This window comes from Acinetobacter sp. 12966, from assembly GCF_031196995.1.
Lineage (GTDB): Bacteria > Pseudomonadota > Gammaproteobacteria > Pseudomonadales > Moraxellaceae > Acinetobacter > Acinetobacter geminorum.
Window position 1 is genome coordinate 191,663 of sequence record NZ_JAVIMC010000071.1, and the last position, 12,284, is coordinate 203,946.

Below are 12,284 nucleotides of genomic sequence, written 5' to 3' on the forward strand. Positions count from 1 at the left end.
GCCCCGATTATTCGGGGCTTTTTTATTACTTATTATTAATATTTTTGCCTATTATTTTGTCTTTAGGTATTTTATATAAATGTGCATCATTATCTCCAACCTTAGCCCATAATTCATTAGTACTATTAAGCTTTACATATAGATGGTATGGGCCTTCTTTTGTAAAATCTCCTCCCAGCTCTTTTATATATTCTTGATTTAAATAAACGGTATCCTCATACATACCTAATCCAGTTTTTTTTGCAATATTGTTAATAGTATCAGCTGATAAAAGAAATAAAGATGAAAATAGAGATAGCGTACAGAAAATAATTAGATTTTCCACTCGCTTATTTGCTCCTCCTGAATAGACAATTGCTGAGAACAAACAATATGCTATTACCATTAGAAATAAAATCACCCACTGTAAAGATTCAACCTCAATGAGTAAAGCAATCTTAAAAAGAAATAGTAACGGATAAATACCAAAACAAACTCCTAAAAAAACAACAAGGCTATAAACAATCAAATCACCTAGATTATTATTAGGATTTTCTGGATTATTTTTATAAGGAATTAATAAAAAAAATGTGATAAGCAGAGCTATTATAAAATATATTATTACAGGAGGTTTATCCAGAAACTTAAATATAGCAACAAGACTTATCATTCCTAATAAATTTATAAATGTATTATAGACTACTTTCTTTCCAGATATTGTCGGAAAATCCCCCCAAATACGGTTGGTTTGAATTTCAAATGTAATCATCACCATGGGCATTAAGGCCATTATAACAACTACTGAAAACACAAATAAAATAGAATATGCGGCTATAACAGCTATTATAGATGGACTACCAAGCACATAAATAAAATTATCAGACAACCCTACACCGTCTAAATATTTTTTTATTATCAATATACCCACACTAGAAAATATTAAAGGAAATATTACGGAAAACGGCTGTAATACTTCTATAGACTTTTTTATCTTTTCAAGATAATTAGCAGACACAGAATACTTCTCCTATAGATTAGGATATTTAATTACCAACAATTAAAATATAAAAAAATATAATATTAAATTACACATTCATCGAATAAAAATCACTAATTATTACTTCCATAATAAAGACAAATTACAAAAAAACTGTATTTCTAAGCGATAAAAAATTATTATTTCAAATTAAAGTTGAATTATTCATGGCTTCTAATCATCTTTATTAGAAGCCTTATTATTCTATTAACCTTTCTTCACTAAGTAATGAAATTCTTTATGACCATTTTCATCTAAGCGTTCTTCTTGCAACAACAACTCATGGCCCAAATGCATACAAAACTTAGGAATATCCCAAGAGGTCGAATTATCTGTTGCAAAGACTTCAACCACATCGCCTGACTTAGATTTTCGGATGGCTTGATGCAACATCATCACAGGTTCCGGACAACGTAAACCACGCGTATTGAGTTGTACAGTAGGTGAAATGGGTTGCTCTGACATAACAAACTCGAACAAATAGAATTTTCACATTTTAGCATAAACAAATTACTGAGCTGTTAACTGTAACTGGCTTTTACATAACAATATACGTTTTGTCTTTTAGCTTGTTTTATAGATGCATAAGCATCTTTTCTTCGGTATGATCTGTGTATTCATTTGATACATTGAGTCTTTAGGAAAGATCATGCAAGAGGAACCAAGTCCGTCGTGGGGAATGCGAGGCTTACGAAAATGGTTAGGTACAGCGCCAGAAACCCGTGATGAATTATTAAAATTAGTCCAAAATTCACGCCGCTTTTTAGAACCAGATACTGTTGCTATGCTTGAAGGCGTTCTTGACCTTCCAGCTACAAAAATTCGTGAAGTCATGACGCCACGAACAGCAATGATCAGTTTACAAGAAGATGATCAATTACTTGATATTCTTGATGTACTGGTCGAGTCTGCTCACTCACGCTTTCCCGTCTTCTCTGCCGATCAGCCTGACAATGTTGTCGGGATTTTGCTCGCAAAAGATTTGTTGCCGTTTCTAACTGAACCGAATACCAAAGTTGATATTCGAGTTCTTATGCGCCAACCGTTATTTGTTCCTGAAAGTGCACGTTCCGATCAAGTACTACGCATGTTAAAACATACTCAGACTCACATTGCGATTGTGATTGATGAATATGGCTCAACAGCAGGTCTTGTTACGCTCGAAGATATTCTTGAAGAGATCGTTGGCGAAATTGAAGATGAGCACGACACTGTCGATGAAGATGCTCAGTACATTGTTCCGGACAATGACCATACGGTAGCAAATGCATGGATGGTGCAAGCACTTACACCAATTGAACATTTCAATACTGTTTTAGATGCTGATTTTTCTGACGATGAAGTAGAAACTGTCGGTGGTTTATTGCTTCAAGAGATTGGTCTAGTAAGTGATTTACAAGGTCAAACTGTTGAGCTTGGAAATTGGTTATTTACAATCGTTGAAGCAGATGCCCGCACTATTCATCTGATTCGAGCTGTACGTCAATGAGAGCATACTTTGAAAAGCTGTTAGATTCTTCGCAACAACAAAAACAGCTTCCTTTAATTTTCCCTTTACTCATTGCTTTATTTTCAGGTGCCGTATTCAGTTTTTCACTGGCACCTTATTATTGGTGGTGGTTGGCAATTTTATCTCCAGCCCTACTCTATGCAACATTACACAAGCGTTCAGCTAAACAAGCCTTTGCTATTGGTTGGAGCTATGGATTTGGCTTATGGTTTGTAGGCGCTTTCTGGCTCTATACTTCCATCCATGTATATGGCGATACCAATGCTTTTCTAAGCGTATGTATGATTGCTGTTATGGCTCTTGTGATGGGTTTATTTACAGCATTTCAAACATGGGTTTACCGACGGTTTTTCCCTGAAACACCACTTACTTTTGCCCCACTTTGGATTGTTTTTGAATGGGCAAAAACTTGGATATTTACAGGTTTCCCATGGTTGTTTGTAGGTTACGCTTTTACTGAACGTTTACTCGATGGTTATGCACCGCTATTTGGTATTTATGCAATTTCCTTCGTTGTCATTGTATTAGCATGTGCTTTAGTCGAAGTTCTTCGTAAACGTATTTTCTGGGTTATCCCTTCTGCCCTGTTAGTTCTGGGTGCATGGGGAGCATCATATATACAGTTTGTAAAACCGAAAGCTGCTAAACCACTTAGCGTTTCGCTCATTCAAGGTAACATTCCACAAGATTTAAAATGGCTGACTGAATACCAAGTTAGAACATTAGAAATTTATGCTGGTTTGACACAATCTGAATGGGGCCGTGACCTGATAGTATGGCCTGAATCTTCAATTCCGCTTTTCCAAACCGATATCGAACCGTTTTTGGATGCAATGGATGCACAAGCTAAAAAGAACCATACTGCATGGGTAACCGGCATTCCTTACTGGGATGTTGCAAAATCACATCAAGTCGGCAGTCCGCTTTATTACAACAGTATTATGGCTTCGGGGAGCGATTCAAGCGGTCTCTATAAAAAACAGCGTCTTGTTCCTTTTGGCGAATATATCCCGCTTGCTGGGTTACTTTCTTGGGTATTACCCGCTATGCAAAATGATGTGAGCATGAGCGGTTTTACACGTGGTGAGAGCGACCAGAAACCACTCTTAATTAAAGGGCATGCGCTTGCTGCTGCAATTTGTTATGAAGTGGCTTATCCAAACCTGACAAGACGTAATGCAGAAGACAGCGACTTTTTAGTCACTGTATCTAACGATGCTTGGTTTACGGGTACTGCTGGGCCTTGGCAACATTTACAAATGGTGCAGATGCGCGCTAAAGAAAATGGTCGCTGGTTTATTCGTGCAACCAACACAGGTGTAACAGCGTTTATTGATCAAAATGGTCATATCACTGAACAAGCACCAATCGATAAAGAGTTCGTCTTGAGAGGTGATTTACCTGCTATGCAAGGCCAAACTCTTTATAACCGTTTAGGTGATTATCCAATTTTAGGATTTGCGGTCTTACTGCTGATTTTAGGTTGGGTTTACCGTCCACGTAAAGTTGATGTTTCTTTTAAATCTCGTCGCTAAATCATAATAACTTTGTACCCAGAGGCACTTCAAACTCTGGGATACAAAGTGCTACATCACCATCTGCGTTATGAAATCCTGTCACCAAACATTCTGACTGAATAGGACCAATTTGTTTTTTGGGAAAATTCACTACAGCAACAACTAACTTACCAATCAAATCTTGTGGCTGATAAAGCTTTGTAATCTGTGCACTTGATTTACGTACACCCAATTCCTCACCAAAATCCACATGCAAAATATAAGCAGGTTTACGCGCTTTTTCAAAAACATCGGCTTGAATAATTTTACCAACGCGAAGCTCTACTTTTAAAAAATCATTCCACTCGATTTGTTCCATTTCATATTTCTCATGTTCTTAAATTACTGATTTGAAGCATATAATATGTACAAATGAAGAAACACCCAGTTTTTAAGTCCAGTTAAAAAATAAAACGTAGATGTTTAGTCTACGTTTTATCTAAAATTTGTTTTTAAAATATTATTAAAAAGCAATCGATAGTTGCAGAGATAAATAAGCAACTAAACTCGATAAAAAAACCATGGGTACATAACGGTAAGCTTTAAAAAGGAATTGCTCATATTTAGTTGATATTTGTTTAGCTTGCCAGACGCTCGCTTTTAATGCAGTAAAGAAGCTCACCATTAACCATGCGCTCACAATACTTAATGCGAAGAAACCAATCATGATTTGGCTACTTCCCTCTGTACTCAGCCATAACTTTAATGAAACTTCAGCAATCGGCAACAAACCCAAAATCAATAGGACAGACTTGAGCATTACCCAATGAAACTGAGTCATTTCATCTAATATGAGAAATGCTTTCATTTAATCTCTCTTTTTAATTGAATAAAGTGCTTTTTAATTATTATGCAAAGGTTTTATTTAAATATATAGCTTATTTTTCTCTACATTTTAACTTTCTTGTAACCATTAAATATGGGAATAATTCTTATTATAAATCTCAAATCTAGATATTAACTTTTTTACTTTATTTTCAATGCATTATTATATTTTTATGATTAAGAAAGATTATCAATTCGGATTATTGTTTTATCTTATTAACCGAATCGATAATCTCTCTTACATTTTAATTAAGGCTGATAATAAATATCGGCATCGTTACCTTCACCACCTTCTTTACCATCTGCGCCAAATGAATATAGATCAAAAGGATGGCCGTCTTTTCCAGGTACGACATATTGGATATCATTTTTCCAGCTGTCTTTAGGATAACCACCTTTCACATAACCACCCGGCATCCAGTTTTTTGCTGTAGCAGGTTGATTAATAAGCGCATCTAAACCACCTTCTTGCATGGTTGGGAAATGCCCATTATCGAGCTTGTATTGATCTAAGGCACCCGCAACCCCTTTCAAGGTAATTTGAGTCGTATCAATTTTGGCTTTTTCACTACGCCCCATGACATTTGGTACGATTAAAGCTGCTAACACCCCTAAAATTACAATCACAACCATGACTTCAATGAGAGTAAAGCCTGAGGCACGTTTCATTCGAGCACCGCTCGAACGTGCCGCAAGTCCGAAAGCTACGCTTGAGGTTTTTTGAGCATCCTTAACGTGCTCTTTTTGTTTCATGACCATCTTCATCATTATCTCTAATATCAAAGTTATTAAATCATATTGTTCATATTTACGATTGGCAGCATAACCGCGATTACAATAACCAGTACAATGCTTGCCATTAAAACCAGCATAAGCGGTTCAAGTAATGCCAGTAAGGTTGAAATAAATGTCGTCACCTCACGGTCTTGCATGGTCGATGCTCGTTCTAACATCCTGTCGAGCTCACCTGATGCCTCTCCACTTCGAATCATTTGTACCATCATTGGTGGGAAATAACCACTGCGCTCCAGTTGCGTACCTAAGTTACCCCCCTCTGTCACTCGCTCAGCTGCTTGTGCAATTGAATCGCGGATGACCCAGTTGTTGGTCACAGCAGCACCAATTTTTAAGGCGTCGACCAAAGGGACACCTGAACGGGTCAAAATAGATAAGGTACTGGCAAATCGTGCAGCATTAATACCACGGGACAGTTTACCGAATAATGGCAATTTGAGTGTTAATCGATCAAAAGCATAATGTCCAGCAGTGGTTTTTAAAAACCGTACGAATGCAACAACACCCACCACCGCAAAAAGAATAATAAATACCCACGCGTGGCGAATAAAATCACTCGCTTTCATTAAAGCGACTGTAATCCAAGGTAAAGCATCTTTATTTTGATCAAAAGTTTTTACAATCTCTGGCACAACATAAGTCATTAAACCCATCACAATACCAAAAGACATTAGCATTAAAATGATTGGATAAATCATTGCGCCCTGAACTTTCTTTTGCATGGCAAAGCGGTTTTCGGTGTAATCCGAAAGCTGATCTAAAATGAGATCTAAATGCCCAGAACGCTCGCCAGCAGCCACCGTTGCAATATAAAGGTCAGGGAAACGTCCAGACTGCTGCATACCTTGTGCGAGTGAATGCCCTTCTAAGACTCGAGAACGCACAGATAATAAAAGATTTTGCACATGTGTTTTTTCACTTTGCCTGCTCACGGCGCGCAAAGCTTCTTCAAGTGGAATAGCAGCAGCAACTAAAACCGAAAGTTGTCTGGTCATGAGCGCCAAATCATAAGCACTGAACTTTTTTTGGAATAATCCCTGACTCTGATGTTTATCTTTTTGTTCAACGGGATCAACGCTAATTGGTGTCCATGCTTTATCACGTAATTGTTGGCGAATCTGGCGCGCTGAGTCTCCCTCAAGCACCCCTTTTTGCTGCTTCCCTGAAGCATCAATGGCAGTAAATTGATATGCAGGCATGGTAATGTTCTAATTTTCCAAAAATAATAGTCGCTGCTGTTGCATCTATGCTACGCAATCATTCATATTCGTTCTATAGCCTGTGTAGAATACCCAAGTCCTCTTCACGACGCTATGCCGTTTTTTAAAATTGACGAAATGAGCCTCTATGACCATAACGCCAAAGCCTGATTCAGTTGTTTATCGTGTGCGTGTAGCCGTACCTGTGCATCTGTACGACACTTTTGACTATACACTCACCCAAGCACAATATGAACGGGCTCATGTAGGCTCACGCGTCGCTATTTCATTTGGACGCCAAAATCTGATTGGCATCATTACTGAAAAAGTTGACCCAAGTGAATCATTTACAGGCACCTTTCAGCTTAAAGCCATTTCTGACCTTTTAGACGAACAGCCTATTTTAGATGAACAAGTTTTAAGTTTATTGACATGGTCGGCTCAGTATTACCAATTTCCAATTGGTGAGGTCATGCAAACCGCCCTACCTGCATTATTGCGTCAAGGCAAACCAATGGATGTTTTGTTCCATTTTTGGAAAATCACGCCATGTGATAATGTTGAAGCACTTCTTAAACGTTCTGTTAAGCAACAAGACGCGTATCAAATTTTAAAGTTACACCCTGCCGGAACTACAGAGAATATTCTTAATTTAAGTGGTGTAGAAACGGCTACGCTAAAAGCACTTCAAAAGAAGGGACTAGTTGACTGTACGCTTGAACCACACGATTTTAGCCCATCGCCTGTTCAATTGGCACAAATGCCGCTTACACTCAATGAAGACCAAAAGAAAGCAACCCAACACGTCGTAAACGCACAGCACCAATACCAAGCCTTTTTATTAGATGGTTTAACAGGAAGTGGTAAAACTGAAGTTTATCTGCACATCATGCACGAAGTGCTAAAGCAAGGTAAACAAGTACTGGTGTTAGTCCCAGAAATTGGTTTAACCCCTCAAACGATTTCTCGTTTTAAGTCTCGTTTTAACTGTGATATTGCTCTATTGCACTCAGGCTTAAATGACTCCAAACGCTTACAAGCATGGCAACAGGCTCAGACTGGCAAAGCATCTATTATTTTAGGAACCCGCTCAGCCATCTATACGCCACTGCCACGTTTGGGCTTAATCATTTTAGATGAAGAACATGACCTCTCTTATAAACAACAAGAAGGCTTCCGTTACCATGCACGTGATGTCGCACTGTACCGAGGTCACTTACAAAACTGTCCTGTTATTTTAGGTTCAGCAACACCGAGCATCGATAGTTATTATTTGGTCGAAACTGGTAAATTAACTTCACTGCAACTTAACCAACGTGCAGGCCATGCGCTTTTACCTAAAATGCATTTGATCGATCTTAAAATTGTCAAAAAGCAACATGGAATTAGCCAACCTCTTATTGAGCAAATCAAGCATACGTTAGCAAGAAAAGAACAGGTTTTAATCTTTTTAAACCGTCGTGGCTATGCACCTGTACTGGTCTGTGAAAGTTGTGGGTGGCAAGCAAATTGTCCACATTGTGATGCACATTTTACGTTGCACACTCAGCCTTATTCTTATTTACACTGCCACCACTGCGGTACTGTTCATCGCTTGCCCGATCACTGCCCTGAATGCCAGCAAAAAAGCCTAAAAACCCTAGGTGCTGGAACAGCTAAGGTTGAAGAGCACTTACAAGAACTATTTCCAGACTATGATGTGATTCGGGTTGACCGTGACAGCACCAGTCGTGTCGGTAGCTGGCAAAAAATCTATGATCGGATTCATCAAAACAAACCAACAATTTTGCTTGGCACTCAAATGTTGGCAAAAGGTCATCATTTCCCACACGTAACTTTGGTTGCCATTTTAGATATTGATGCTGGGTTACTTAGTGTCGACATTCGTGCGCCAGAACGTACTGCGCAGTTAATTGTACAAGTCGCTGGACGTGCAGGCCGTGGTGAACATAAAGGCCATGTTTATTTACAAACCCTAAGACCAGATCACCCTTTGCTCACCACGCTCATCGAAAAAGATTATCGGGCGGTTGCCAAACAGACTCTTGCGGAACGTAAAGTCGCATTGCTTCCGCCTTATCGTTATGCAGTACTGATACGTGCGGAATCCAAAGATCGTGACTATACCTTGCAATTTTTAAATGAAGCGGCAGAACATTTACGCCAAATTGCGGGTGAAATTGTTGATATTTGGGGGCCGATTCCAGCACCGATGGAACGTAAAGCTGGACGCTACCGCGCCCACATGGTGATTTTATCTGCTGACCGTGCTCGCTTCCATTTTTACTTAAGACAATGGTGGTCACAATTGGTTCATGCACCTCGGCAGCATCAACTTCGACTCTCAATTGATGTTGATCCGCAAGAATTTAATTAGATGGCTTGAATATCATGGTGTGAAGAAGCCTTTTTGGCTTTACACTTAAAAGAGACTAATACATTCGAGGCAATGAATGTCATTCTTACTGCAAGCAACAATTTTTCTTGGAGCTTCTCTGATTTTAGTCCCTCTTGGCAAACGCCTAGGGATAGCAACAGTTTTAGGCTATTTATTTACAGGAATACTTCTAGGTCCTAGTGTTTTAAATATTGCACATGACCCTGAAGCAATTATGGAACTTGCCGAATTTGGCGTTATCTTATTAATGTTCCTGATTGGTTTAGAGTTGCGCCCCCAACGTTTATGGGAAATGCGTGACTCTATTTTTGTAATGGGAAGTCTGCAAGTCCTCATTAGTGGGGCCATTCTTATGCTGATCGTACTGTTACTCTTTCAACAGCAGCTTTCTGTCAGCTTTGTCATTGGTTTTGCCCTTGCGCTGTCTTCCACCGCTTTTGTATTACAACTTCTGACCGAAAAGCAGCAACTCAATACGACTTATGGTCAGCAGTCTTTTTCCATTTTACTTTTCCAAGATATAGCGGCTATTCCCTTACTTGCCATTATTCCATTATTAGCAGGAACAGAATCAACCCATCATGGGGTAGCTTATTTTGCGGCTATTATTGCAACCTTTACTGGTCTATTTCTGTTTAGTCGCTATGTGATGCGTCCATTCTTCCGCTTTGTTGCCAAAAGTGGAGCGACTGAACTTATTACAGCAGTAGGATTATTTATTATTCTTGCTGTTGTCTTGCTTATGGACACTTTAGGAATTAGCACCACATTAGGTGCATTCCTCACAGGTGTATTATTAGCAGATTCAGAATTTCGCCACGAAGTTGAAGCGAGTATTGCACCATTTAAAGGTTTATTGCTTGGCTTATTCTTTATGACCGTTGGCATGACCACACAGCTGTCACTGCTCATTGAAATGCCTTTGCTTATTATTGGTGGTGCAATCGGCTTATTACTCATCAAAACGCTGATATTGACCGCTATTGCCCGCTATAAAAAATACAGTTGGAATAACAGCTTGCTTTTAGGTACTTGCTTGGCACAAGGCGGAGAATTTGCTTTTGTAATTTTGAGCCTTGCCAAAAGTGAGAAGGTTTTAACTCAAGCTATATTAGAACCCGTGACTCTGATCGTGACGTTGTCGATGGTACTTACACCAGTAATTTACTGGATCATGGCAACTCAGGTCATTCCTCTGTTTAATAAAGAACGTCCTCCCGAGTATGATGAAATTCCTCAGCAGGATAACCCGATTATCATTGCCGGCTTTGGTCGGTTTGGACAAATCATCGCGCGTATTGCTCGCCTACAACATTTAGGCTTTACTGCAATCGACAACAATCTTCATCAAGTGGACTTTGTTCGCCGATACGGCGGTAAGCTCTATTATGGCGATGTGACCCAGCCCGATTTACTGCGTTCTGCCGGTATTGAAAAAGCCAAAGTATTTATTTTAGCAATCGATGATGTTGAAGACTCTATGAACGTCGCACGTCATCTTAGATTAAATTATCCAAACTTAAAGCTGTTGGCTCGTGCTCGCGACCGTCACCATGTCCATCTTTTAAGAGATTTAGGTGTTGAATACATTTGGCGTGAAACGTATTTATCTTCATTAGGAATGGCTTACCGCGCTTTGCGAGAACTCGGTATCTCTGATGAACAAGCCTATAACAATATCGAAATCTTTCGGGATTATGATGAGAAATTGCTCATACAGCAGCAAAGTATTTATACTGATGAACAGAAGATTTTTGAAACACATCGTAATGCCTTAGCCGAGCTTGAACATTTGTTTGAAAGTGATGCGCAGCAACAGGCTACATCAAAACATGATGTTAATTTAAAGCGTCATTTACAACCAAATCGCATCGACATTACAAGAGATCATCTAGAATAACTTGAGATTTCAGAAAATGGCTATATTAAGGACTTATTCACATTGCCTAAATAATTGGACAATGGGCACAAAGCTGCCCCTGTCCGGCTTGCGGCTTAGCTGCATTTCCTAAGCTTGATTAAAACGAAATAGTTATACTCTGCTTAGGGCCCTGGAGAATATTATGTCTGATTTACGCCAACGCTTTTATATAGAGAACTTTCCAGTACGTGGAGAAGTAGTTCATCTAGAAGAAGCCCTACAAACTATCTTAGCTCAACGTGACTATATGCCTGCGGTTAAAATTCTGCTAGGTGAAATGTTGAGTGCGACTGCATTACTTGCAAGTACACTAAAAATCAAAGGCCGTATCAGCTTGCAAATCCAGGCTAGCGGCACCTTCAAATGGGCGATGGCTGAATGTAATCATTTAGGAGAGGTTCGTGCTTTAGCGGACTATGAAACCGACCCTCGCTTTGTTGAAGCAACAGACAGCAGCACAGTTCTTGGTGCTTTAGTTAATCCAGTTTTATTTATTAACATTGAACCGGAATTTGGCGAACGTTATCAAGGGATCGTGCCGCTTGATCAAGTAAATTTAGCAGGCTGCTTGATGCAGTATTACGATTTGTCTGCACAAATTCCAACTCGTATTGTGTTGGCAAGTACAGATAAGCGTTCTGGCGGTTTACTGATTCAACTCTTGCCACGTCACGATGAAGAAGAGCAAAACTTGGTCGATGAAGATTTATGGCCACGTTTGACGATGTTGACCGAAACATTAAAAGCTGAAGAGCTTACCAATTTAGATGCAAACGAAATCTTATATCGTTTATATAACGAAGAAGAAGTTCGGTTACCAGAAATTGAAGCATTAAAATTTGGCTGTACATGTTCAAAAGAACGCTGTGCAAATGCCCTGATTCAAATTGGTGTAGACGCTGTTCATGAAACCCTAGAACAACAGAACCCGATTCGTATGGACTGTCAGTTCTGTAATACGCAATATACCTTTACCGCTGAAGAAGCTTTAGCGTTATTTGGTGAACATTTAAGTTAATCTTTTAACTTTATAAAAAGGCGGTTATACCGCCTTTTTTATTTAGC

11 protein-coding genes are annotated in these 12,284 nt (G+C 39.1%); 5 read left to right on the forward strand and 6 right to left on the reverse strand.

The features are described from left to right. Positions 1–25 precede the first annotated feature (25 nt). The gene (locus RFW85_RS11800) at positions 26–994 is read right to left on the reverse strand and encodes a hypothetical protein (RefSeq protein WP_170247582.1); all 969 of its coding nucleotides are present in this window, start codon (positions 992–994) and stop codon (positions 26–28) included. 228 nt (positions 995–1,222) lie between these two features. After that, entirely contained in the window at positions 1,223–1,480 is a 258-nt protein-coding gene (gene tusA, locus RFW85_RS11805) for a sulfurtransferase TusA (RefSeq protein ID WP_002053527.1), read from the reverse strand. A gap of 184 nt (positions 1,481–1,664) precedes the next feature. Between tusA and RFW85_RS11810 the strand changes: the two genes are divergently transcribed. Together RFW85_RS11810 and lnt are read left to right on the forward strand one after the other, a co-directional pair. After that, positions 1,665–2,504 (forward strand): HlyC/CorC family transporter, encoded by an 840-nt coding sequence (locus RFW85_RS11810; protein ID WP_002114976.1) that lies wholly within the window; start codon positions 1,665–1,667, stop codon positions 2,502–2,504. Continuing rightward, positions 2,501–4,060: an apolipoprotein N-acyltransferase gene (gene lnt, locus RFW85_RS11815; RefSeq protein WP_309171552.1), complete on the forward strand. Its 1,560-nt coding sequence runs from the start codon at positions 2,501–2,503 to the stop codon at positions 4,058–4,060. Before RFW85_RS11810 ends, lnt begins: the two co-directional genes overlap by 4 nt. Position 4,061: 1 nt before the next feature. On the opposite strand, the gene RFW85_RS11820 is transcribed toward lnt, so the two are convergent. The 4 genes from RFW85_RS11820 to gspF all read right to left on the reverse strand — a co-directional run bounded on the left by RFW85_RS11820 (position 4,062) and on the right by gspF (position 6,900). Continuing rightward, complete coding sequence (locus tag RFW85_RS11820; RefSeq protein ID WP_017481974.1) at positions 4,062–4,400, reverse strand: tRNA-binding protein; 339 nt, start codon at positions 4,398–4,400, stop codon at positions 4,062–4,064. 144 nt (positions 4,401–4,544) lie between these two features. Next, a complete protein-coding gene (locus RFW85_RS11825; protein ID WP_017481973.1) occupies positions 4,545–4,889 on the reverse strand; it encodes a hypothetical protein in 345 nt (114 codons plus the stop codon). A 266-nt stretch (positions 4,890–5,155) separates the two neighbouring features. Then, positions 5,156–5,671 (reverse strand): type II secretion system major pseudopilin GspG, encoded by a 516-nt coding sequence (gene gspG, locus RFW85_RS11830; protein WP_000784786.1) that lies wholly within the window; start codon positions 5,669–5,671, stop codon positions 5,156–5,158. A 23-nt stretch (positions 5,672–5,694) separates the two neighbouring features. Continuing rightward, a complete protein-coding gene (gene gspF / locus RFW85_RS11835) occupies positions 5,695–6,900 on the reverse strand; it encodes a type II secretion system inner membrane protein GspF (RefSeq protein ID WP_170247579.1) in 1,206 nt (401 codons plus the stop codon). Between the two features lie 148 nt (positions 6,901–7,048). On the opposite strand from gspF, the gene RFW85_RS11840 reads away from it, so the two are divergent. The 3 genes from RFW85_RS11840 to RFW85_RS11850 all read left to right on the forward strand — a co-directional run bounded on the left by RFW85_RS11840 (position 7,049) and on the right by RFW85_RS11850 (position 12,237). Then, complete coding sequence (locus tag RFW85_RS11840; RefSeq protein ID WP_170247578.1) at positions 7,049–9,277, forward strand: primosomal protein N'; 2,229 nt, start codon at positions 7,049–7,051, stop codon at positions 9,275–9,277. A gap of 76 nt (positions 9,278–9,353) precedes the next feature. Next, entirely contained in the window at positions 9,354–11,198 is a 1,845-nt protein-coding gene (locus RFW85_RS11845; protein ID WP_309171553.1) for a monovalent cation:proton antiporter-2 (CPA2) family protein, read from the forward strand. Positions 11,199–11,361: 163 nt separating this feature from the next. Beyond that, the gene (locus RFW85_RS11850) at positions 11,362–12,237 is read left to right on the forward strand and encodes an Hsp33 family molecular chaperone HslO (protein WP_017385390.1); all 876 of its coding nucleotides are present in this window, start codon (positions 11,362–11,364) and stop codon (positions 12,235–12,237) included. The last annotated feature ends 47 nt before the right edge of the window (positions 12,238–12,284 follow it).